This is a genomic window from Gemmatimonadaceae bacterium (assembly GCA_020846935.1).
In the GTDB taxonomy this organism is placed as follows: domain Bacteria; phylum Gemmatimonadota; class Gemmatimonadetes; order Gemmatimonadales; family Gemmatimonadaceae; genus RBC101.
This window is the reverse complement of the sequence record JADLCY010000001.1, coordinates 64361-86625: the sequence shown is the minus strand read 5'-3', so window position 1 is coordinate 86625 and position 22265 is coordinate 64361. Positions and strand designations below refer to the sequence as shown.

The 22265-nt window shown below is 67.7% G+C and carries 18 protein-coding genes; 6 read left to right on the top strand and 12 right to left on the bottom strand.

Annotation, left to right across the window (positions count from 1 at the left end):
- Positions 1-2: 2 nt before the first annotated feature.
- The 3 genes from IT361_00450 to IT361_00440 are packed head-to-tail and all read left to right on the top strand — an operon-like array spanning position 3 to position 2873.
- Complete coding sequence (locus IT361_00450) at positions 3-1082, top strand: hypothetical protein (protein ID MCC6316126.1); 1080 nt, start codon at positions 3-5, stop codon at positions 1080-1082.
- Positions 1083-1085: 3 nt separating this feature from the next.
- On the top strand, positions 1086-1364 hold the full coding sequence (locus IT361_00445) for a hypothetical protein (protein MCC6316125.1): 279 nt from the start codon (positions 1086-1088) through the stop codon (positions 1362-1364).
- Positions 1365-1376: 12 nt separating this feature from the next.
- Complete coding sequence (locus IT361_00440; protein MCC6316124.1) at positions 1377-2873, top strand: family 10 glycosylhydrolase; 1497 nt, start codon at positions 1377-1379, stop codon at positions 2871-2873.
- 9 nt (positions 2874-2882) lie between these two features.
- Here the strand turns inward: IT361_00440 and IT361_00435 are convergent, their stop codons facing one another.
- Both IT361_00435 and IT361_00430 read right to left on the bottom strand, forming a co-directional pair.
- Positions 2883-5516: a response regulator gene (locus IT361_00435; GenBank protein ID MCC6316123.1), complete on the bottom strand. Its 2634-nt coding sequence runs from the start codon at positions 5514-5516 to the stop codon at positions 2883-2885.
- 213 nt (positions 5517-5729) lie between these two features.
- Positions 5730-6392 (bottom strand): hypothetical protein, encoded by a 663-nt coding sequence (locus IT361_00430; protein ID MCC6316122.1) that lies wholly within the window; start codon positions 6390-6392, stop codon positions 5730-5732.
- Between the two features lie 693 nt (positions 6393-7085).
- On the opposite strand from IT361_00430, the gene IT361_00425 reads away from it, so the two are divergent.
- Positions 7086-9695, top strand: coding sequence for a VCBS repeat-containing protein (locus IT361_00425; GenBank protein MCC6316121.1), 2610 nt, complete (start codon positions 7086-7088; stop codon positions 9693-9695).
- 178 nt (positions 9696-9873) lie between these two features.
- Here IT361_00425 and IT361_00420 read toward each other — a convergent pair whose 3' ends face one another.
- The 5 genes from IT361_00420 to IT361_00400 all read right to left on the bottom strand — a co-directional run bounded on the left by IT361_00420 (position 9874) and on the right by IT361_00400 (position 15091).
- Entirely contained in the window at positions 9874-11073 is a 1200-nt protein-coding gene (locus tag IT361_00420) for a glycine C-acetyltransferase (protein ID MCC6316120.1), read from the bottom strand.
- A gap of 33 nt (positions 11074-11106) precedes the next feature.
- On the bottom strand, positions 11107-12135 hold the full coding sequence (gene tdh / locus IT361_00415) for an L-threonine 3-dehydrogenase (protein MCC6316119.1): 1029 nt from the start codon (positions 12133-12135) through the stop codon (positions 11107-11109).
- A 125-nt stretch (positions 12136-12260) separates the two neighbouring features.
- Positions 12261-13052 carry an SDR family oxidoreductase gene (locus IT361_00410; protein ID MCC6316118.1) on the bottom strand — a complete coding sequence of 264 codons (792 nt, stop codon included), beginning with the start codon at positions 13050-13052 and terminating at the stop codon, positions 12261-12263.
- Positions 13053-13731: 679 nt separating this feature from the next.
- Positions 13732-13896 (bottom strand): hypothetical protein, encoded by a 165-nt coding sequence (locus IT361_00405; GenBank protein ID MCC6316117.1) that lies wholly within the window; start codon positions 13894-13896, stop codon positions 13732-13734.
- A 430-nt stretch (positions 13897-14326) separates the two neighbouring features.
- Positions 14327-15091, bottom strand: a complete 765-nt coding sequence (locus IT361_00400; protein MCC6316116.1) for a hypothetical protein — start codon at positions 15089-15091, stop codon at positions 14327-14329.
- Positions 15092-15219: 128 nt separating this feature from the next.
- Between IT361_00400 and IT361_00395 the strand changes: the two genes are divergently transcribed.
- Entirely contained in the window at positions 15220-16158 is a 939-nt protein-coding gene (locus IT361_00395) for an MBL fold metallo-hydrolase (GenBank protein MCC6316115.1), read from the top strand.
- A gap of 2 nt (positions 16159-16160) precedes the next feature.
- Entirely contained in the window at positions 16161-16958 is a 798-nt protein-coding gene (mutM, locus tag IT361_00390) for a bifunctional DNA-formamidopyrimidine glycosylase/DNA-(apurinic or apyrimidinic site) lyase (protein ID MCC6316114.1), read from the top strand.
- A 133-nt stretch (positions 16959-17091) separates the two neighbouring features.
- On the opposite strand, the gene IT361_00385 is transcribed toward mutM, so the two are convergent.
- The 5 genes from IT361_00385 to rho all read right to left on the bottom strand — a co-directional run bounded on the left by IT361_00385 (position 17092) and on the right by rho (position 22117).
- Positions 17092-18066 carry a CehA/McbA family metallohydrolase gene (locus tag IT361_00385; GenBank protein MCC6316113.1) on the bottom strand — a complete coding sequence of 325 codons (975 nt, stop codon included), beginning with the start codon at positions 18064-18066 and terminating at the stop codon, positions 17092-17094.
- Positions 18067-18158: 92 nt separating this feature from the next.
- A complete protein-coding gene (locus IT361_00380; GenBank protein MCC6316112.1) occupies positions 18159-19340 on the bottom strand; it encodes a class I SAM-dependent rRNA methyltransferase in 1182 nt (393 codons plus the stop codon).
- A 10-nt stretch (positions 19341-19350) separates the two neighbouring features.
- A complete protein-coding gene (mltG, locus tag IT361_00375) occupies positions 19351-20364 on the bottom strand; it encodes an endolytic transglycosylase MltG (GenBank protein MCC6316111.1) in 1014 nt (337 codons plus the stop codon).
- Positions 20365-20366: 2 nt separating this feature from the next.
- Complete coding sequence (ruvX, locus tag IT361_00370) at positions 20367-20807, bottom strand: Holliday junction resolvase RuvX (GenBank protein MCC6316110.1); 441 nt, start codon at positions 20805-20807, stop codon at positions 20367-20369.
- 62 nt (positions 20808-20869) lie between these two features.
- A complete protein-coding gene (gene rho / locus IT361_00365; protein ID MCC6316109.1) occupies positions 20870-22117 on the bottom strand; it encodes a transcription termination factor Rho in 1248 nt (415 codons plus the stop codon).
- Between the last annotated feature and the right edge of the window lie 148 nt (positions 22118-22265).

Here is a 22265-nt window from a genome sequence, read left to right as displayed (position 1 = left end):
CGATGGCCCGCGGCGCGTCCAAAGTCGCAGCCGCAGTCGGCGGCGTCGTGGCGTTGGCGCTGGTCGCATCGGTGTCATGCGCGCGCGCGGGTTCCGTGGGGTCGGCTCAGGTGGTGCGCGAAACGCAGGTCAGCGGGACCACGCAGCTCCTGATCGCCGTGAGCCCGGTGGATGAGCGCACGGTGTGGGTGAGCGGTGCCGGTGGCACCTGGCTGCGCACGACCGATGGAGGAGCGACATGGCGCTCGGGCACGGTGCGCGGGGCAGACTCGTTGCAGTTTCGGGACGTGCACGCGGTGGACGCCAGCACCGCCTATCTGCTCAGCATTGGCAATGGCGGGCAGTCGCGCATCTACAAGACCACCGATGCGGGGGCTTCGTGGACGCTGCAGTTCACGAATCCGGAGCCGAAGGGCTTCTACGATTGCATGTCCTTCTGGGATCCGAGCCGCGGCGTGGTGATCGGGGACGCGATCGGCGACGAGATGGCGATCCTCACCACGTCTGATGGTGGTGGGCATTGGAACCGTGTTCCGCCATCGGCGCTTCCGCGCGCGCGTGTGGGCGAAGGCAGCTTTGCCGCGAGCGGCACGTGTCTCGTGACCGCGCCCGGCGGGCGCGCGTGGATCGTGGCGTCGACTCCCGAGAGCGGTCGTCTCATCCACACGACCGACTACGGCCGCACCTGGTTCTCGGACTCACTGCCCATCACGACGCATGCGGGCTCGGGCCCGCAGTCGGTGCTGTTCCGCGATGCCCGAAACGGCGTCGTATTGGGGGGCGGCTACAACGCGACGCCCACCGACATCCTGGCGGCATATTCGAACGACGGTGGGCGGACGTGGACGCCGCGGAACCGACCGCCGCTGAAGACGGGAGTGTGGGGCGGGGTATACGTTCCCGGTGCCCGCCGTCCGACGATCGTTGCCGTCGGCCCGTCGGGCGCCGTCTGGTCGCGTGATGAGGGGATCAGCTGGTCGCCGATCGACACGCTCAACTACTGGTCGGTGGGCTTCGCGTCGCCGCGTGCTGGTTGGGCCGTTGGTACGCAGGGCAAAATCACCCGACTCTCCGGATTCTGAACGATGTTCGTGCTCCGTATCCAGCACGCCGTGCCCGACTATGAGGGATGGAAGCGCGCCTTCGACCGGGATCCGCTCGACCGCAAGGGCTCGAAGGTGCGCGCACACCGCGTGTATCGGGGCACCGATGATCCGAACCTCGTGTTCATCGACCTCGAGTTCGATACGCTGGCCGACGCGGCGAACATGCTGGCCAGGTTGCGAGCGCTTTGGGCGGGGCCGGGCGGCGCCGTGATGCGCAACCCCGAGGCTACGATCGTCGAGCACGCCGACGCCGGGTAACGACTTCGCCACATGGTGATTTCCACCAGGAGATCGCTCGCGCTCTTCGTGCTCTGCGGGGTCGCGGCCTGCTCCGACGCGACGGCGCCCCCGGCGCCGGTCACGCCCACCCCGAGCGATACGGCGACGCCCGCGATCCTCCGCGAAATGCGTGGCGTGTGGATCGCGACGGTCGCCAACATCGACTGGCCTTCGCGCAATACGCTGACCGCCGACCAGCAGCGTGCCGAGCTCGACGACCTGCTCGACCGCGCGGCGCTGGCGGGGCTCAACGCCGTTTTCTTTCATGCGCGCCCGGCCTCGGACGCCGTGTACCAGTCCGCGCTGGAGCCCTGGGGCGCGATGCTGACCGGCACGCAGGGACGCGACCCCGGATACGATCCACTGGCGTACGCGGTCAATGCGGCGCACGCGCGCGGACTCGAACTGCACGCCTGGATCAATCCGTTTCGGGCCGGCAACACGCGTGACAGCCTGGCGCTGGCGCCATCCCACCTGTTTCGCACGCGGCGCAACCTGCTCCGAGTCTATGGCTCGCAGCTCTGGCTCGAGCCCGGCGACGCCGAGGTGCACGACCACGTGATGCGCGTCGTGCTCGACATTGTCCGTCGCTATGACATCGACGGGATCCACGCCGACGACTACTTCTATCCGTACCAGGAGCGCGACGCAGCCAACCGACTGATCGACTTCCCCGACAGTGCCACCTGGGCACAGAGCGGCACCACGCTCGCGCGCGACGACTGGCGGCGCGCCAACGTCGATCGGTTCGTCGAGCGCCTGCAGCGCGAGGTGCACGCGATCCGGCCAACGCTCAAGGTCGGCATTTCACCATTTGGGATCTGGCGTCCCGGCAACCCGCCGGGCGTGAACGGACTGGACGCGTGGGCATCGATCTTTGCCGACTCGCGAAAATGGCTCCAGCAGGGATGGGTCGATTACCTCGCGCCCCAGCTGTATTGGTCCATTGCGGCGCCACAGCAGAGCTTTCCGGCACTCCTCGATTGGTGGATGGCGCAGAACAGCCGTGGGCGCCACGTGTGGCCGGGCCTCGCGGTGTATCGCGTGCTGGATGGGACGACGAGCGCATTTCCCGTCTCCGAGATCACCGACCAGGTGCGTCTCACGCGCTCGCGGTCGGGCGCGCCAGGGCATCTGCTCTACAACGCCACGTCGACGCTGCGTCGCTCGGGCGGCCTCGTCGCATCGTCGTTGGCTCCACTCTACGGCACGCGGGCACTGGTGCCGGCGTTCCCGTGGCTCGACTCGGACGCCCCATTGGCTCCGGCGCTCGCGGTCGCCGGGACGACGCTGACGTTCACTCCAGCCATCGGGGAGGCACCGCGGTGGTGGTTCGTTCGCGCCCGGGCGTCCACGGGGTGGACCACCCGCGTACTCTTTGGCGACGCCCGCACATCCACCCTCACCGCTGCGCCAGACCGCGTCCTGCTCTCCGCGGTCGATCAGGCCGGCAACGTGAGCCCGCCCGCCGAGTGGCGAGCGCGGTAGCGAAAGGCGTCAGTCCGACAGGGCCGCGACAGGCAGCTCCACCATCTCTGACACGTCGCGCAGCAACGACGCGCGCGTGAAGGGCTTGGAGAGCAATCGCGTGCGGCCGTCGAGCCCGAGCGAGGGGAGGTCGATGTCGAGGTACCCTGACATGAACAGGATCCGCATGTCGGGTCGCCGACGCCTCAGTTCCGCAGCCAGGTCGCGGCCACCCATGCCCGGCATGATGACGTCGGTGACCACGAGATCAAACCCGGCGCAGTCCGCCCCGACGAGTCCGAGGGCTTCGTACGCGTCCGATGCTTCCTGTACGGTGTAACCAGCCTCCCTGAGCATCCGACGCGTCAGTGCGCGCACGGCGGGATCGTCCTCCACGAGCAGCACGCGCGCGTCGCGGCGCAACGTGCTGTCGACGACGGGCGTCACGGGCTCCGCCGACTTCCCACGATCCGCCGGCGTCGCCACGCGAGGGAAGTAGAGTCGAAAGGTGGTGCCGTGGTCGGGATCGCTCTCCACCGCAACCGCTCCCCCACTCTGGCGCACGATGCCGTACACCATCGCGAGTCCCAGGCCGGTACCACGGCCGGCAGGCTTCGTCGTGAAGAAGGGATCGAAGATGCGGACCTTGGTCTCCTCGTCCATGCCCTGGCCGGTGTCGCGCACAACGAGCGAGACGTAATCGCCGACCGGAATGCCGAGCGCACTGCTCGTGGCGGTGTCGAGGCGGAGCTGGTGTGTCTCGATGGTGAGGAGCCCGCCCGTGGGCATGGCGTCGCGCGCGTTCACCGCCAGGTTGAGCAGCACCTGTTCCAGCTGGCCGGGGTCCGCGCGCACCATGCCGATGGTGTCCGACGGCTGCGTCAGCAGCACGACGTCCTCTCCGATGACGCGACGGAGCATCTTCTCCACGTCACGTACGAGTTCAGCGAGGTCGATGTCACGGGGCTGCATGGCCTGCTTGCGCGAGAAGGCCAGCAGCTGGCGCGTGAGGGCGGCGGCGCGATCGGCGGCCTGTCGAATGTCGTGGAGTTCGGCGAAATGCGCATCCTGCTCGGTGACCTGGCCCAGCACGAGGTCCACGTTGCCGCGGATCGCGGTCAGGATGTTGTTGAAGTCGTGCGCAATGCCGCCGGCGAGTCGACCGATGCTTTCCATCTTCTGGATCTGCAGCAGGTCACCTTCGACACGCTTGTGCTCCGTTATGTCGAGGAGCAGGCCGTTCCATCGGATCGACCCGTCGGGCCGCGGGGGCTCCGGCATCGATGTGCCCCGGATCCATTTGCGCACGCCACTCGTGACCTGCAACTGGAACTCCTCGTTCCAGCGGCTGCCCGTGCGCGCCGAATCGAGGATCGTGCGGCCGATGCGTTCCTGGTCCTCGGAGACGATGAGTCCCCAGATGCAGTTGAAGTCCGCGATGGCCTCGTCAGGCGTCAGGCGAAGCAGATCCGTGATGCCGGCACTGACAAACTCGAACCGTTGCTTGCCATCTGGAGCGAGCACGTACTCATACACCGCGCCGGGAATGGCGTCGGTGAGCCTACGCAGCCGATGTTCGCTCTCCAGCAGAGACTGTTCGGCGCGCACCCGCTCGGTGATATCATCAAACGAGAAGACGAGGGCGCGGATGCTGCCGTCGGCGCTGAAGAGCGGCGCGCCACTGTAGCTGATCAGTTGCCAGGGGCCGCCCGGCGTACGACCCAGCATGCGCTCGTCGCGCACGAGCTTCCCGGCCTTCAGCACCCGCGCGGCGGGCTCGTGCCCGGGGGCGAGCGGTGCGCCGTCCACGTCGGCGAACTCCCACCCGATGCCATCCAGGCCCGTTGCCATGAGCTGTTCGCGCGACTTCCCGGTGGACGCCGCCAGCCGATGATTGGCGAACAGCACGCGTTTCGTTCGCACCTCGAAGGCGATGATCGATGCAGTGCTCGTTTCGAGAATTCCCTCCAGCAGGTCGCGCTCGCGCTTCACCTGTTCGGCTGCCTCGAGGCGTGCGGTGACGTCCCGGACGATCACCTGGACGCGACCGTCGGTGAGGCGGCGCGTGGACAGCTCGCCGACAAAGACGCTGCCGTCGGGCCGCGCGATGGGATGCGACACAAGGCCGTCGATCGACGCCGCGGGAGTGGCGCCGCCCGAGGTCGTGAAGTCGGCCAGCAGTTCGTCGCGCGTCCGACCGATCAGCGCATCGACGGGACGCCCAAGCACGTCGGCGGCGCGGGCGCTGACCATCTCCGCGCGGTGATCGAGCCCGAACACCAGGATCGCGTCGGACGCTTCTTCGAGCAGCAATCGGTAGCGCGCTTCGCTGTCGGCAAAGGCGAGTTCGCGCTCACGCAGGCCGGCCCGCTCGCGGCGGGCCCGCGCGTCAAACCGCGCAATGACGGCCGTGCCGATGATGAAGATGGCGACCTTCGCCGTGTCGCCGGACGGCGACGCAGCACTCCCCGTGCCGATCCAGAGGGTGCCGACCAGGGCCGTCATCGACCCGAGAAACGTGGGCCAGAAGCCGCCCAGCGTGATGAGGGCGATCAGCACGACCACCGTGGCCGGCATGAACGCCGAGTTGCCCAGATCGTCGTGCAGGATCGCGGTGATCGGAATCGATGCCGCGCCGAGCGCTACCCCGAGGGCGATGCGCATCGGCAGCGAGAGGGCACGCGGCCACCAACGGTGCTGGCGATCGGACAAGGGCATCATCGGGACCGGGGAACTTCGGGGTGGCGCCCGGGACACGCGCGTCCTGTGGCGCCGCGCACACAGTATTGGAACACCTTCACCGCCTCACCCCGTGAAGCACTGATGGGCCGCATCAGCTCGACGCGACCCATCAAACGACGATAGCAGGAAGGAGATCTACTTCAGTTGCTCGATGGCGCTGGCCAGGTTGTAGCGGATGCCGCCTTCGAGCAGGAACGTGTGCGATGACCCGGAGATCAGAAAGTTGTTTCGCGTCGGCATGGCCGAGGCCTGGCCAAAGAGCGCGATGCGACCGAAAACGACGTGGGCACCGCCGGTGAACACCGCCGACACCTTGGAGGTCTGCTGCTGCACCGCCTTGAACACCGACGCCTGTGATGTCGTGCTCACGAACGTGCCCGCGGGGTCGGCGCTCTGAATGACGTTGATCGAGAGGCCAAGGCCCGCGTACGGACGAAGGCTTCCGAATGCGACCGGGAAGGCGAGGAGCCCGGCGCTGTAGCGACGCAGGTCGCTGATGCTCACCGGGCGGACCGACCCCGCGACCGACGGATCGTAGACACCCGCGACATCGTCAAAGAACGCCTGGTCGATGGAGACGTACAGCGCGCCGCGGCTCCGCGTGATGAGCCACTCCGCGCCGACGCTCGGCTTGCTCACGCGGCCGCTTCCATTCGCGTCAAAGGAGGCCACGCCGCCCTTCGCGCCCCAGTACCAGGAGTCCTGGAAGCCGGAACGAGGATTGACCTGCTGCCCACCGGCCACGGTGGGAATGACAGCGGCAAGCAGGGTGAAGCCGAGCTTCCGAACGATGCGCATACGCTGACCTCGGGATGACGCGCGTTGGTGGAGAGCACCATCGGTCCGGGATGCCCGACCCGATGGATTGAACGGTCGCATGACGTGACCGCGGGGAGCGCGGTCTCGATCTCAAGTCAGGGACGAGGACGACGGCGGAGTGGTCACGGCCGCCCACGCGTTCCGCGGGCCGCTCGCGCAGGCTGCAAGGCCTTGGTGGTGCCGGGGTTGCGCGCATGCCTCGTCCGGTGGGCCGACCCACATCGAGGCTGTGCGGTGCGTCACGGCCCCCCGACCGCCCCTGGACCGCGCCTTGAGCCTCCTCGGCAGGCAGGATGAGTCGCACGACTTCTTCCATCGGCAGGGCAGAGCGTCCAATTGGCGGAGGGGACGTCGCTACTGGTGGGACGACTCACTGGTTGGCGCGCTCAAGAACCGCACCCCATCGACGCGGCTCGCGATGGAGATGGCCCTGCACGAGTCCGTGGAACGCCCGGCCCTCGGTGACGAGTTCAGGCGCTGCACGAGGCCTGGAAGGAAGCCGAAGAGATCGCGGCAATCGCGGACACGCTATAGTCGCCTGGGCGGATAGCTCGCGGCGGGGTTGATGGGCGCTGCGGGCTGCCGGGCGGATCGTGCGGCGGGTCTTCCCGGCCGAGGCCCGGCCCTCCAGACTCGTGGCTCGTGTGTCTCCCCCCGTCCCCAAACGCTCCAATGCGACCCATCGCACGCACGCTCGCGATCGCGTTCACGACGCTGAGCCCCTCGCTCACCAGCGCCCAGACCACCATCCATGCAGGGCTGCTGATCGACGGAGCGGGAGCGACCAGGCGAAACGTCATCGTCTCGGTGCGTGACGGGCGCATCGTGGGAGTACGCACCGCCTCGCCAGGCGCGAGGGCCACGTACGATCTGCGTCGCTTCACCCTCATGCCCGGCTTCATCGACACGCACGTGCACATGGACTCGCACTTCGGACGTGACGGGCGGGCCTCGAACCAGGGAGAATCGCCGACAGAGCGGATCAGGGCGGCGGTGGACAACGCCTATGTCACACTCCGGGCGGGGTACACGTCTGCGCAGAGCCTTGGCGCCCCGCTCGACCTGGAGTTGCGTGCGATGCTCCGGCGGGATGATGTACCGGGTCCTCGCTTTCTCACGTCTTCACGCGCGCTGACCGACACAAGTCTGAGTCCCGCGCAGATCCGAGCGTGGGTGCGGACCACCGTCGACAGCGGCGCGGATCTCGTGAAGGTCTTCGCGTCGCGAAGTATCAGGGAGGGTGGAGGACAGACGCTGTCCGACGCGCAGATCGCCGCCGCGTGCGGTGCCGCCCGCGAACTCGGCAAGCGCAGCTGGGTCCATGCCCACGCTGCTTCCGCCGTCCGTGCGGCCACCGAGTCGGGCTGCTTTGCCATCACGCACGGGAGCCAGGTGACCAACGCCGAGCTGCAGCTCATGGCAGCTCGGGGCACCCTGTTCGAGCCCAACATCGGCCTGGTCACCCAGAATTACCTGGAGAACAAGTCACGTTACCTCGGCATCGGGAACTACGACGAAGCCGGATTCCGGTTCATGGAAGAGGGCATTCCGCGCAAGCTCGACATGTTCAAGCGTGCGCTGGCGACCCCCCGGCTGCAGATGCTGGTTGGCACCGACGCGACGGCGGGTGCGCACGGGCAGAACGCGCGTGAGGTGATCTACCGCGTGCAGCAGGGCGGGCAGGCGCCGATGGAGGCGATCGTGCAGCTGACCTCGGGGAATGCCCGCGCGATGGGCATGCAGGACTCGGTTGGGGTTGTGCGGGCCGGGATGGTCGCCGACCTCGTGGCGGTCGACGGCGACCCGCTGCGCGACATCTCGGCCCTCGAACGCGTCCGGTTCGTGATGAAGGGTGGCAAGGTGCATCGCAACCTGTCGCCCGACTTTGCGCCCGGAGACGACGCGACCCTCACGGCGAGCGTGAGCATGACCAACGCGCCCGCCGATATCGATCGGGACGGTGACGCCGACGTGTTCGTGGGCATGAACGGAGTTCCGAGTCGCCTCTACGTCAACGACGGTGGGCGCCTGGTGGACCGCGCTGCCGCCCTGGGCCTCACGAGTACGCGGGCGACGCGGGCCGCCGCCTGGGGCGACTACGACGGCGACGGGGATCCGGACCTCTTTGTCGGGTACGCGCCGGGCGCGGGCTCGGTGACCGCCCTCTATCGCAACGATGGTTCACGATTCGTCGACGTGACACGCGAGTCGGGGATCGCGCGCGACTCGGGTGCGGTGCGGCAGCCCGTATTTGTGGACCCCGACGGAGATGGCGACCTGGATCTCTTTGTTGCGTTCCGCGATCGCCCCAACGCATTCTTTCGCAATGACGGGGGTCGTCTGACGGACGTGGCTCGGGAGCTGGGGCTCGCCGATACGCGCAAGACGGTGGGTGCGGTCTGGTTCGACTTCGACGAAGACGGGGATCTCGACGTATACGTCGCCAACATGGACGGCGATACCAACGGGCTGTTTCGCAACGACGCCGGTCGCTTCACCGATGTCGCCGCCGCCGCGGGCGTCGAGTGGGGCGGGCGACCGGCCGGGAGCGCCGCCCACGGCACGGTGCGTCCCTGCGCGGCCGACGTGGATGGCGACGGTCGCCTCGACCTCGTCACCGCCAACTACGGCAAGCCCGGGCTCTTCCTCAATCGCGCGAACGGTCGCTTCGAGGACGCGACCACGGCGTGGGGCATCGGGATCGACGCGCGTTACGATGCGTGTGCGCTCGCGGACTTCGACAACGACGGCCGCCTCGACCTCTACCTCAACGGCACCATCACCGGCGGCGTGAGCTACCGCGACTTCCTCTTCCGCAACACGGGCACGCACTTCGAGGACGTCACGCCGGACAGCATCGGCGCGCAGCAGGGAGACCACGGCGTGCAGTGGCTCGACGTCGACCGCGATGGCGCCGTGGACCTGCTCCTCACGGGATCCTCACCACGAGGCATGCAGATGTCATGGCGCAACCAGCTGCCGCCCGCGGCCGCGCGACGATCGCTCGCCGTGCACGTGAAGCGTGCCAGTGGCACGGGGGCACCTGGCGCGGAGATCCGCGTGTTCCGTGCCGGTACGCGCCGTCTGGTGGCGACTCGGCTCGTGGACGCGGGATCGGGCTACGACGCCCAGGCCGAAGGTTCGGTGCACATCGGGGTCCCGGCCGGGATCGCTCGCGTGGACGTCGAGGTGATCTACCCGATCGGAGGAGAGCGCCGACGGACACTGCGGCGCGGGGTCGTGGTTGGCGCGTCGGCGATCACGGTCATGGAGCGGCCCTGATCGGACGGATGGGGTCGAGGACGTCCACTGCTTCATGCAGCGGGGTGACCGCACTGAACTGAAGCGGAGGCTCGTTATGCAGACGGCTCAGCGGGCCGTCTGGCGCATGCGCCGGTGCAGGGTGCGAGGGCCAGGACGCCGTTCCTGCACAGGCGCAGACGACGGGCCGCTGGACCGGCTAGATCACACCGAGTCTTGCCCCGACTTTTCTGAACGCGCGCACCGCGAACTCGAGGTCGTCCCGGGTGTGGGCGGCTGACAGCTGGCAACGCACGCGCGCGGTGCCGTGCGGGACGACGGGGAAGCCAAAGCCCGTGACGAATACACCTTCGTCGAGCAGCATGTCGCTCATCCGGATCGCGGCGGCCGTTTCCCCGACGATGATCGGGACGATGGGGGTCGCGCCGGGAATCGGTTTGAAGCCTGCCTCGGTGATCTGCTCCCGGAACCAGGTGGCGTTGTCGCGCAGAGCCTGCACGCGCTCAGGGTGAGCCTCGATGAACTCGACGGCCGCGAGGGCGCTCGCCGCCACGGTGGGAGGCAGCGCATTGGAGAAGAGCTGCGGACGTGAACGCTGCGTCAGCATATCGCAGAGCGCCTCCGACCCGGCGACGAATCCGCCGGCCGCGCCGCCAACCGCTTTGCCCAGCGTCGACGTGATCACGTCGACCTCTCCGACGACGCCCCAGTGTTCGGCGGTCCCGCGGCCCGTGGCGCCAAGGACGCCGGTCGCGTGCGAGTCGTCCATGAGGACGACGGCGTCGTGGTCGCGTGCGACCTGGAGGATGTCCGGGAGCTTCGCGATGCTCCCCTCCATCGAGAAGATGCCATCGGTCCAGATCAGCCGTCGCCTGGCATCCTTCCGCGCCCGGAGTTTGGCGACCAGGTCGTCCATGTCGGAGTGCTTGTACACGCCGGTGGTGCACTTCGTGATGGCTTTGGCCAGGCGCATCGAGTCGATGATCGAGGCGTGATTCAGCTCGTCGGAGATGACGAAGTCACCCTCCTCGACGATGGTGGAGGTCAAGCCCTCGTTGGCCGCCCACGCCGACACGAACGACATGGAGGCCGGTGTGCCCACGAACCGCGCCAGCGCCTGCTCGAGTTCGCGATGGACCGTGAACGTCCCGCAGATGAATCGCACGCTGCCGGTGCCCGCACCGTAGCGAGTGAGCCCCTCGATCCCCGCCTGCACGATGCCGGGCTCATTGCATAGGCCCAGGTAGTTGTTGGACGAGAGAATCAGCACCTCGCCTCGGCCTTCCATCTGCACGCGCGCGGCCTGCGGCGAGTCGAGGTAGTTGAGGCGCTTGTAGACCTTGTCGGCCTTGAGCTGCTCGATGGTCGCTCGGAGCCCGGCGTCAAACTGCGAGTTCAGCATGTGCGGAATGAAGGCGAATGGGTACGGCGATCACCCGATCTCGAAGACGACCTTGCCGGCGTCGCCACTCTGGATCACGTGCATCGCCTCATTGAACTGTTCCAGGGGATAGCGGTGCGTGATCACCGGTGCGGGGTCGAACTTTCCAGAACGCAGGAACTGCGTCATCTGGATCCAGGTGTCGTACATCCGCCGGCCGACCACGCCATAGATGGTGATCCCGTTGAAGATCACCTCCGTCGCGAGGTTGATCTCGAACGGTTTGGACGGAATCCCCAGCATCTGGACGCGGCCTCCGTCGCGCACCTCGGCAAACGCCTGGTGGATCGCCGCGGGCACGCCACTCATCTCCAGCACGACGTCGACGCCAAGGCCATCGGTCGTGCGATCGACGGTCGCAGACAGTTCGGCAGGCGTTACCGTGTCGTGCGCCCCCATCTGTTTGGCCAGGGCGAGGCGGCGGGGGTTCACGTCGCTCGCAATCACGCGTGACGCGCCGGCCGCCACGCAGATACCGACGGCAAAGATGCCGATCGGCCCGCAGCCGGTCACCAGGACCGTCGCGCCCGGGATCTCGGTACCGTGCAGCGCCGTGTGGAACGCATTCCCCATCGGATCGTGGATGCCACCGATCTCGAACGGGATGTTGGCGTCGAGGTGCCAGACGTTGGTCGCCGGCATCGAGATGTATTCGGCAAAGCAGCCGTTGCGGTCGACGCCGATGATCCGTGTGTTGGGACACACGTGCGCATTTCCCGTGCGGCACAGGTGGCATCGACCGCACACGATGTGGCCCTCGGCGGTGACGCGATCGCCGACCTTGACGTCGGTGACGAGCTTCCCCACGTCGGCGACCTCACCGGCAAACTCGTGCCCGACGGTGAAGGGCGGATTGCAGCGCCCCGCGGCCCAGTCGTCCCACGCAAAGATGTGCACGTCCGTCCCGCAGACACCCGCGGCGCGCACACGGATGAGCACCTCGTTGTCGAGAATCGCCGGGACAGGGACGTCGCGCAGGGCGAATCCGGGGGCAGCAGTTTCCTTGACGAGGGCCTTCAAGTGCGGACGGGTAGGTGAAGGGGTACGATGATCACCACGAGCGAATCCTCGCGAAAGCTGTGCGGCGAGGGCTGCACCGGGTAGCCACTACGGGCCAGGATGAGCACGCACGTGTTCCGGTTGGCTCAGACCACCCCGGCGATCTGGCCACCATCCACCTGAATCGCGGTGCCGGTGACGAAGCTGGCGCGGTCGCTGGCGAGGAACGCGACGACGGCCGCGAACTCGCGTGGGTCGCCCGAGCGTCCGAGCGGAATGCCGGCGGACCTCGCGGCCAGGACCTGTTCGATCGGCACCTTCTCGCGAACGGAGCGCATCTTCGCCAGCTCGATCGCCCGGTCGGTGTCGAAGTGGCCCGGCATGACGGTGTTCACCAGCACGCCGTCTTTCGCCACCTCGGAGGCGAGCGTCTTGGCAAAACCCAGAAGGCCCGAGCGCGCGGTGTTCGACAGAATGAGGCCCGGCACGGGCTGCTTGGCCGCCATGGAGGAGAGAAAGATCACGCGACCCCACTTTCGGTCGCGCATCTCCGGCACCACGGCGTGGGCCAGGCGAATGGCGCTGAGCAGGTTCAGGTTGAGCGCGGCGAGGTATTGCTCGTCGGTGGTGGAGTCGAACGTGGTGGACGGTGGGCCACCGGCGTTGGCGACGAGGATGTCGATGGGGCCCAGGGCATGTTCGACAAAGGCGACCGCCTTCTCGACCTCGTCCTTGTGCGTGAGGTCGGCCGCGACCGGAAGGACGCGACGGCCGGTAGCAGCGGTGATTGCCGCCGCCTCGCGCTGCAGGAGATCCTGGCGTCTGGCAACCATCGCCACGCTTGCGCCTTCCTGACTCAGTTCGCGGGCGATCGCGAGTCCGAGACCCGAAGACGCCCCGCTGACGAGGGCGATTCTGTTCGTTAGGCCGAGGTCCATTGGGGGTGATGGTGAAGGGGAGAGCGACTGCGTTGAACATCGTTGCCACATGCGGCAGGCGCCAGCATCATTGACGCGCGCTCGCTCCGGTTCCTATATTCGCGCAACGCGTCCAGCGGAGCCGGATCTGCCGACGACCACATCGTCGCACGCTCAGCACCACGTTCGCCCCCGCCGCATCAGCGGGCTTCCCGCGCCATCGTTCGCGCGGCCGGCGCGAGTCTTCGTGACTCGAACGCCATCGACGACGTCCCACCCATGGAAAGCCGCTTGAAGATTTTTCACGCGGTCAACTTTACGGACTTGCATCCGCTGTTATAGATTGTTGCCGGTCAGAACTGTAGGCCTGTTCGTCAAGTGCTGCGTGATGCGGTGCAGCGAGGTTCAGGGCACGCGGGCTGACTGGCGGTATTGGTAGTCCTCGCAGATGTGCGCCGCGGTTCGGGCGCGACAGAACAGCCGGGCGAGGGATTGTCCGGTTGCTGCCGACCACTCCACCGGGGGAATGGACCGGCGAAACCACAGACCAGGAGATTTTCTCATGGCTGCGAAGAAGAAGGCTGCGAAGAAGGCCACCAAGAAGAAGGCCGCGAAGAAGAAGCGCTAACGCGCACGTGGTCCCAATCAACAAAAAAGCCGACGCGAAAGCGCCGGCTTTTTTGTGTGCGCGAACGACGTGTCAGGCGGCGCGGACCTCCGTCGCCTGTCCTGATGCCGGCGCGGGCTCCTCGAACTGCCCCCACACGTAGGCCCACAAACGGGGCGTGGCAGGGGCGCGACTTCCGCCCGAGATCACGATGCCCATTGGCTCCTGGTCGTTCTCGTTGTTCTCGCTCGTTCGCATAAGCTCCTCGTCCTTTCGTCCTCCGTCTGATGTACGGTGCGGACACCGCGGCGGATTCCGATCCTTCACTCCCGGGTGCCACACGCAAATCCGGCCGCCCTCGGCGAGAACGGTTCGCCGACTGCGGCCGGACGGGGAGAGAGTCCTCTCCGCACATCGAGAAAGCACATCGCGTGCCGCGAGATTACGACACGAGAGTCACCGTCGTGCCCCATAGGCACGGTCCTGGAGCGCGCTGTGTCAGGTCCGGTTCGTCGCGAAGTGACACGTGCTCAAGGGTACACCTGTGTCGGTGTGACACCGAGTGGATACGCAGCCTTGCCCAAGCACACTGGCAAGCGCGACTGCAGCTACTCCGCTGAGAGGATGCTGAGCCCCGAGGAGAGCTGATTCGGCGCGGATCTCTCGATTTTCCACACGCCGTACATTGCTACGCCGCGATGTTCTTGCGCGCGAGGAATGACGTGCCTTGCTCAGCGATCGCGACGTCCCATCCCTGATAGCGCTGGCGCAGTTCATCGAGGTCGAGGACGGCATCGCCGGCGGCGAGCGCACGGACCAGGTGAACGCCGCCGTCGAGCGTGGCGCTCTTGAGGATTTCGATGACGCGATGGCGCTCGTCGAGCGAGAGGCGATCGAAGGCGGCCGGCGAGGACACGACGGCGTGGAGCGGCACGTCGGGCACCCAGTTGTCGAGTGACGAGACCTTGCCGTGGACACGGCCGAGCAGGCCGCATTGGCTCGCGGTGAGGATCACGCGGTCGACCATGTCGGGGTCGTCTTCGACCGTGGTGACCTGGCACCCATTGGCCGCAAGGTAGAGCGTGGTTCCCTCTTCCTGCGTGCCGAGCACGAGCACGTGCGCTTCGGCGACGGCGGGGACGGCGCGGACGAGTGGTGCGTCGGCGCTCATGCCCCAGTGTTCGGGGCGGCGATAGGCCTCGATGAGCTTGAGGCGCCGGCGCCGCCAGGTGGCGTAGGAGGGGAGGCGGAGCCGCTTGCGGATGATGCGATCGACCTCGGTGCAGAGGAGCAGCTCGCCGAACCCGCCCTGCTCGCTCTCGCGGATGTTGCACACGGCCTCGTCGCCGATCCGGAGGATCGTCGACCGCGGGATCGAGTCCTTATAGTTCTCGATCTCGGCCTCCACATAGCAGTCGTACTCGTACTTCAGGGATCGCGGCTGCGCGGCCATGCGCTCAACGCTGGTTAGGCTGTGACAAACATAGGTGCGCTCGTCAGGCGCGCAAGCCTGTCGAGCAAGGAATCTTTAGGAGTCGACGACCACATGCACGTACTCGTAATGCCTTACGAGACCCTGGCATGATCACCCGGGTGCGCGAAGGGCTCACCTACGGCGACCTGCGCCACCTCGGACGCGCGGAGGCCATCGCCGTCTGTCTCGTCGAGACCGACGACGGGCTGGGCATCGTCGACCCCGGACCCAGCTCGTGTCGCGAGGCGCTCGAGGACATTCTCACGGCGAGCGGCGCGCGGCTCAGCGACGTGCGACACGTGTTCCTGACGCACATTCACCTGGACCACGCCGGCATCACCGGATCGCTCGTGCGGGCAAGCCCGCGGGTGCGCGTGTACGTGCACGAGCGCGGTGCGCCGCACATGGCCGACCCCACGCGGCTGCTCGAGAGCGCCCGTCGCATCTACCAGGACGACATGGAGCGACGCTGGGGCGAGTTCCTCCCCGTGCCTCACGAGAACCTCGTCTTGCTACGCGGCGGCGAACGCCTGACGCCTGGCCGGCGGCGATGGCGTGTGGCAGCCACGCCGGGCCACGCCGTACATCACGTGGCCTACCTCGACGAGCACGCCGGCGTCGCCTGGACCGGGGACGTCACCGGCGAAGCCACGCAGCACGACACGCCGGCACTCCCCGTCACGCCCCCACCCGACATCGACCTCGAGGCCTGGCGCCCCTCGCTCGACGCGATCCTCGACTGGCGGCCCGAGTCGCTGCTCCTCACCCACTTCGGTGAGGTGCGCGACCCGCGCGCGCACATCGAAGCCATGTGGACGCGCCTCCTCGCCTGGAGCGACGCGGTGCGTGCGTCACTCGAGCAACCCGGACCCGACGACGCGCGCGCCGATCGTTTTCTCGAGGAGCAATTCGCCCTGGTCAGTGAGGGCCTGCCACCCGAACGCGTGCGCTGGATCGAACGGGACGCGATCCACTCGTCGTGGTTCGGGCTGGCGCGCTACTGGCGAAAGCGGCTCACCCCGCCAGGCACGGCACCGCAGGCCTGACGATGCCCGAGCTGCCCGAGGTCGAATACGCCGCACGTCTCGCGCGGTTGGCGCTCGAGGGCCGCCGCATTTCCCGCGTGCGCGTGTTGCACCGCTCGCAGCGTCGCGCACTCCCGGTCGCTGCCCAACGTCGCGTCGCCGGCGAACGCGTCGTCGCGGTGAACCGTCGGGGGAAGTACCAGGTGATTCGGCTCGGCAGCGGCCGGGCGCTCGTCGTGCACTTTCGGCTCAACGGCGACTGGGCGGTCCGGGACGCTGGCGCCCCGCTCCCGCCGCATGCGCGCGTCGTGCTGGAGCTCGACACCGGCGCCTCGCTGGTCCTCGTGGACTCGCGGGCGCTCGCCACCATCACGCTACACGACGCCGGCGAGGTGCTGCTCGCCGCGCTTGGGCCCGAGGCCAATTCCCCCGCATTCAACGCGACCTCACTCGGTGCGTGGTTCCGCACGAAACGAGGCCCCGTCAAGCCGGCCCTGCTCGACCAGCGTAAGGTCGCCGGCATCGGCAACATCTACGCAAGCGAGGCCCTCTGGTACGCGCGTCTCGACCCTCGCGCAGCGGCGAACCGCCTCGGCCCCGCCGCGCTCCGACGGCTCGTGCTCGGGGTCAAGCGCGCGATGCAGAAGGCCCTCGCGCATCCGGAGCGCTACTACGGCGCGGGCGGCGTGAGCGACGCGGTGCGCTTCAACGTCTACGACCGCGAAGGCCGTCCCTGCCGGCGGTGCGGCACACCGATCACGCGCATCGTGCAGACGGGGCGCTCGACCTACTTCTGCCCGCGATGTGCGTCTGTCCGCTGACGATCCATGCGACCAGCGCCACGCCATGCCCTTCGGCAGCGCCTGCGGCCTGCGCCGGGCTCACTCGCGGCATGCGGCAACGACCGCGAGGCTGAGCCCGCAGAAGGCAGCGAGCCCGGTGCTTCGTTGAGCGCTACCTGACGAACACGGGCTGTCCCCACGCTCGCTTGCCGTTGGACTCGAGCACGACCGCGCGCACATAGCCCTCGTTGCCCGTCACCCGATACTCCGCAGTCGAGTCTCCGACTTCCTTGAGCACGCGGCCATCGCGGCCAATGAAGCGGATGCGGTACTTGCTCGAGGTCGCCGGCTTCACCGCGACGTGCATCCGGCCACCGGCGTAGGAGATGTCGCTCAGTTCCACGCCGGTGGAGGCGTAGAAGTCCCCGCGTTCGATCGCGTCCACGATCTCGCGGGCGCCGAGTCGCGCTGCGCGCACCCAGATCCAGCCTTTGCCGGGGCTGGAGGCGGTCGGATCCCAGGGGCGCTTGAAATGGTGGGCGTCGTCGGTGGCGAGGCCATAGAGCAACTTGCCCGAGGAAAGAATGTCGTCCCACATCTCTTCGAGCCCGGGCCGACCACCCCCGCCGTCGTTGTTCACGAGGGGATGTCCGTTGAAGATCTCGAAGAGCCGGTCGTTCTGTATGCGCTTGATGTCGGCCGCGGTCACCGCCCAGCCAAAGTTGGGGTGGTTCAGGTGCGGGAGTCCCGCCGCGGCTCGAATGGCGTTCACATCGCGCTGAATGACGTCACTCACGCTCGTTCCACCCTGTGGCGCCACGAGGCGGTTCACCGCGAGCCCGTTGATGTGGATCGGAGCGCCGTCGTAGCGGTCGGTGACCTCTTCGCCGGGAATGATCAGGAATCGCTCGTCGGCGCCCATCAGCGCGTTCAGGCCGTCGACGGAGGTCAGGAAGTTGTGGTCGGTGAGGAACAGGAAGTGGTACCCGTGCTCCCGATACCATCGTGCCACCTCATCCGGTGCCGTGTCTCCGTCGCTGTTGAGCGTGTGGGTGTGCGTATTGCCCTTGTACCATCGCAGCGGTTGTGCGCCCGGATCCACCACGGGGACGAGGAGCGCGATCGCGAGACTCAGGGTGAGGCGCATGGGTGCGGTCGGTGAGCCGGGAGGGGAGCCACGGAGTCGGCGACTCCCGGAGAATAGGGCGTGGGGAACGGGAAAAGGCGAGGCCCCCGCGCCTAACGCCCCTCGCCCATCGCCTCAACCAGCGCCCCCTTGAGATACCCGGTTTCGGGAATCGACAGGATCTCCGGGTGGTCGAGTGGCTGGCCGGTCAGCTCGCGCAGAGCCATGCGGCGACCGCTGTCGGCCGCCGCGCCCTCCAGCATCTCCAGGAAGCGGGGCTTGGTGAGGTGGTAGCTGCAACTGGCGGTGAACATGAGGCCTCCGGGCGCAAGCAGGCGCATCGCACGCAGGTTGATCTCGTGGTACCCGCGCAGCGCGTTTCCCAGGGACGCGCGGTTCTTTGCAAACGCCGGCGGGTCCACCACCACGGTCTCGAACCGTGCTCCGGAGCGTTCGGCGTCACGGAGCCAATCAAACGCGTTGGCCTCCACGAACTCGATGTTGGCCAGCTCATTGCGCTCGGCGTTCGCGCGGGCACGGGCCAGGGCGTCCGCAGAGGAGTCGATGGCGACTACCGAGGTGGCGCTCCGCGCGAGGTGCAGGGCGAACGATCCGTGATAGCTGAAGCAGTCGAGCGCGCGACCGCGGGTCAGCCCGCCGATGCGCACGCGGTTCTCGCGCTGGTCGAGAAACGCCCCGGTCTTCTGGCCGGTCCACGGCGCGGCGAGGTAGCGCACGCCATGTTCGTCGACTTCGATCTCATGGGGCACGTCGCCACGCAGCAGCTCCGTGGCGCGCGGGAGTCCTTCCTTCTCGCGGATGCCGGGGTCATTCCGCGCCAGGATGCCCTGACACCCGGTGATCGTCTGCAGGGCGTCGCAGATGTCGGTGCGGTACCGTTCGACGCCCGCACTCAGCAGTTGGACCACGAGCCAGCGGTCGAACCGGTCGCACACGAGCGAGGGGAGGCCGTCACCCTCGCCATGCACCAGCCGACAGGCGGTGGTCAGTCCCTCGAGCGCCCGGCGTCGCTCCACGGCCTCCGCGAGTCGCGCGTGCCACCATTGGGCATCGATGGTGGCTCCCGCGTCGCGCGTCAGGAGGCGCAGCGCGATCTCCGAGCGTGGACTCCACAACGCCCAGCCGAGGACGGCTCCCTTGCGGTCGACAACCCGAACGGCCCCCGCATCCACGTCGGGAAACCGAACGACGTCGCTGCGAAAGATCCACGGATGCCCGGACGTCCAGCGGAGGGCGCCCTTGGGCGACACCACGGCCTCGGCGTGCGACGACATGAGAACGAAGCTAGCGAGCGGCAGCGGGCCGAGCGGCCCGCCTGACCTCGCGAATGGCCGCGGCGTGCTCCCGGAACGTGCGTCGAAACTCGTGGTGCCCGTCCGGGTGCGCGACGAAGTACAGGAACGGCACACTGGCTGGGCCCGCCGCGGCCGCCATGCTCGGCGCGCCGGGCGACGCGATCGGTCCTGGAGGCAGACCGGTGTATCGATACGTGTTGTACCGGGAGTCGACCTCCAGGTCCTTGTACAGCACGCGCTCGACATGCCTGCCTAACGCGTACTGCACCGTCGGGTCGGCCTGGAGTCGCATGCCGACCTTCAGTCGATTGTGATAGACCGCGGAGATGACGGGCCGCTCCTCGGGAACCCTCGCCTCCGTCTCGATGATCGCGGCGAGCGTCACGAGGTCGTGGCGCGTCATCTTCATGGCGCGCCCCTGCTCGGTCCACTCGGGCTTCCACATGCTCTCGAAGCGGGCGACCATGGCCCCCACCGCGTCGCGCGCCGAGGCGCCGGGAGGGAACGCGTAGGTGTCGGGAAAGAGGTAGCCTTCGAGGGTGGGCGTCGGGACGTCGAGTCGATGTCGGAGCGCGCTATCGCGAACGGCCGCCTCCACCGAGTCCACCGGAACTTCGAGCACGCGCGCCAGCTGCGGGACGATCTTCCCGAGGTTCCAGCCCTCGGGGATCGTCACGGACCGGATGAGTCCCCGGCCGGCAGCCAGCGCGGCAAGCAGTTCGCTCCACGACTGGTTGGAGGTGAACTGATACGTCCCGGCGCGTATCGAGCGATCGCGGTCGGTTGCCGAAGCGTACCAGGTGAACAAGCGGGGGAAGCGGATCACCCCGCGCGCGCCTAACGAATCGGCGGCCACGCGGAACGTGCTGCCGGCCGGGATCACCACTCGTCGCGGCGTGTCATCACCGGTACACGCACTGAATGCCGCGAGCGCAAACACGCCGGCAGCAACGAAGCCACCGATGCGCGGCAGGGCGCTTCGACGGCGGAGACGACGGGCCATCATCATGAGCGCTCGCCCCGGGCGGCTTCGGACTCCAGTTCTGCGACGCGCAGGGCGTGTTGCAGCAGGATCGTGGCGGCAAGCGCGTCGACGTCTCCCTTGCGCCCCTCGGCCGAGCCCCCGAGGTCGCGCACCGCGCGCAGCGCGGCGGCTGTGGTGTAGCGCTCGTCGACCAGGCGCACCGGGCAACCCGTGCGCCTGACGATCTCCTCGCCGATGCGCCGCACCTCGGTTGCGCGGGGTGTGTCGTTGCCGTCGCCGTCGAGTGGCAACCCAATGACAAAGGCACCGGCTTCGAGCTCGGCGGCGCGTCGCATCAGCTCGGCCACGGGCGGCCGCTTGCCGGGACGGCGCACGATGAAGCCCGCGGGGGAAGCGATGGTGCGCGTGGGGTCGCTGATGGCGAGCCCGATGCGCCGTTCCCCGTAATCGATCGCCAGCACGCGTGTCGGAGCTTCGGGGGCGTCCCCGGCGGGCACCACTCCGTCTCGTGGCGTGACGGCGTTCACCCCTGCGCCATCTGCACGAAGAACTCGCGATTCGTCTTCGAGCGCAGCAGCTGCTTGGTCAGGAAGGTGATCGCTTCGTCGGACGGCATGTCACCCAGGAATGTGCGCAGCAGGTAGACGCGGTTCATCTCCTCGCGATCGAGGAGAAGCTCCTCGCGGCGCGTGCCCGACTTGTTGATGTCGATCGCCGGCCAGATGCGCTTGTTGCCGATCTCGCGACTCAGCACCAACTCCATGTTGCCGGTGCCCTTGAACTCCTCGAAGATGACCTCGTCCATGCGGGAGCCCGTTTCGATCAGCGCGGTCGCGACGATGGTGAGTGACCCGCCGTCGTCGATCTTGCGCGCCGAGCCGAAGAACTTCTTGGGTTTCTGCATCGCCGACGCATCGAGACCGCCGGAGAGCAGCTTGCCGGATTGCGGGATCACCGCGTTGTGGGCGCGGGCAAGGCGCGTGATCGAGTCGAGCAGGATCACCACGTCCTTGCCGTGCTCGACGAGCCGCTTGGCCTTCTCGATCACCATCTCGGCCACCAGCACGTGCCGTTCCGCCGGTTCGTCGAAGGTCGAGCTGATCACCTCGGCGCCGGGAACGCTCTCGTGGAAGTCCGTCACCTCTTCGGGCCGCTCGTCGATCAGCAGCACGATGAGCGATACCTCGGGATGGTTCTGGACGATGGCGTTGGCCATCTTCTGCAGGAGGATCGTCTTGCCGGCACGCGGGGGCGCCACGATCAACCCCCGCTGTCCCTTGCCGATCGGCGCCACGAGATCGACGACCCGCATCGACAGGTCACCGTTCTCGAGCCGCAGGCGCTGATCCGGATACCGCGGCCTCAGGTTTTCGAAGATGAGCCGCGGTCTGGACGGGTCCGGCTCGTCGCCGTTGATCGTGTCGACCTTGAGCAGGGCGAGATAACGCTCCCATTGCTTGGGAGGGCGCACCTCGCCATGGATCGTGTCTCCCGTGCGCAGATCGAAGCGCTTGATCTGCGACGGCGAGACGTAGATGTCGTCGGGCCCGTGCAGGTAGCTCCAGTCCTGGCTGCGCAGGAACCCGTAGCCCTCAGTGAGGATCTCGAGCACGCCTTCGCTGCGGAGCACGACCTTCTGGTCCAGCAGCCGCTGCTCGATGCGAAAGATCAGGTCCTGCTTTCGCAGGCCCGTGGTGTCTTCCACGAGGAGATCCGTGGCGAGCGTCTGCAACTCGGCCACCGACTTGCGCTTGAGATCGGCTATATCCACGTCAGTCACTACGTCGGGTACCGGTGTGCGAACCGCCTCGGCGATCCCGCGCGCGGCAGGGCGAAGCTATAGATCCAGAATGGGTCGAGCAAGAAACGTCCAATGTTGGCGGCCGGCACCTGTTGCTCAGCCCACCCTGGTCGGCCTG

Coding starts and splice junctions, on each gene's coding strand:
- IT361_00450 (MCC6316126.1), top strand. CDS start 3: ATGGCCCGCGGCGCGTCCAAAGTCGCAGCCGCAGTCGGCGGCGTCGTG.
- IT361_00445 (MCC6316125.1), top strand. CDS start 1,086: ATGTTCGTGCTCCGTATCCAGCACGCCGTGCCCGACTATGAGGGATGG.
- IT361_00440 (MCC6316124.1), top strand. CDS start 1,377: ATGGTGATTTCCACCAGGAGATCGCTCGCGCTCTTCGTGCTCTGCGGG.
- IT361_00435 (MCC6316123.1), bottom strand. CDS start 5,516: ATGCGCATCGCCCTCGGGGTAGCGCTCGGCGCGGCATCGATTCCGATC.
- IT361_00430 (MCC6316122.1), bottom strand. CDS start 6,392: ATGCGCATCGTTCGGAAGCTCGGCTTCACCCTGCTTGCCGCTGTCATT.
- IT361_00425 (MCC6316121.1), top strand. CDS start 7,086: ATGCGACCCATCGCACGCACGCTCGCGATCGCGTTCACGACGCTGAGC.
- IT361_00410 (MCC6316118.1), bottom strand. CDS start 13,052: ATGGACCTCGGCCTAACGAACAGAATCGCCCTCGTCAGCGGGGCGTCT.
- IT361_00405 (MCC6316117.1), bottom strand. CDS start 13,896: ATGCGAACGAGCGAGAACAACGAGAACGACCAGGAGCCAATGGGCATC.
- IT361_00400 (MCC6316116.1), bottom strand. CDS start 15,091: ATGGCCGCGCAGCCGCGATCCCTGAAGTACGAGTACGACTGCTATGTG.
- IT361_00395 (MCC6316115.1), top strand. CDS start 15,220: ATGATCACCCGGGTGCGCGAAGGGCTCACCTACGGCGACCTGCGCCAC.
- mutM (MCC6316114.1), top strand. CDS start 16,161: ATGCCCGAGCTGCCCGAGGTCGAATACGCCGCACGTCTCGCGCGGTTG.
- IT361_00385 (MCC6316113.1), bottom strand. CDS start 18,066: ATGCGCCTCACCCTGAGTCTCGCGATCGCGCTCCTCGTCCCCGTGGTG.
- IT361_00380 (MCC6316112.1), bottom strand. CDS start 19,340: ATGTCGTCGCACGCCGAGGCCGTGGTGTCGCCCAAGGGCGCCCTCCGC.
- mltG (MCC6316111.1), bottom strand. CDS start 20,364: ATGGCCCGTCGTCTCCGCCGTCGAAGCGCCCTGCCGCGCATCGGTGGC.